The 377-nt window shown below is 42.2% G+C and carries 1 pseudogene; it reads right to left on the bottom strand.

The annotated features are described in order from the left end of the window. Positions 1–377 (bottom strand): annotated as a pseudogene (locus CXF72_RS00510) (transposase); the annotation flags it as partial.

Below are 377 nucleotides of genomic sequence, written 5' to 3'. Positions count from 1 at the left end.
AATCGGCCGGTACAGTTGTCTTCTTTATTGGCCTGCCTGGCAATCGGCTCACTGAGTGATCGCATAAACCAGCTAAGATCAATTAAGCGATGACGATATTCAGTAATGCAGTTATGAACAGTTTCAAGCTCAAGCCTATTAAGGTCTTCACCTTTAACAAATTTCTGCGTCAGTAACGTGCCTTTAAAGCCTTTATGCCATTGAACAAGCACTGTTTTATCAGACCAGCTATTGGCTTTATCGGCATTCACTTTAAGGACAATATGCAAGTGATTACTCATCACTGCATAGGCACAGATATCAATCGCAAAGATAGTCGCAAGATCTAGAATGCGAGCGTCAACCCACTCTCGACGATGTTCATAGTTTTCACCTGT

The sequence above is a fragment of the Psychromonas sp. MB-3u-54 genome (assembly GCF_002836415.1).
Classification (GTDB): Bacteria; Pseudomonadota; Gammaproteobacteria; order Enterobacterales; family Psychromonadaceae; genus Psychromonas.
Note: the sequence above shows the minus strand (reverse complement) of the source record. Positions and strands in the feature narration are given on the sequence as shown.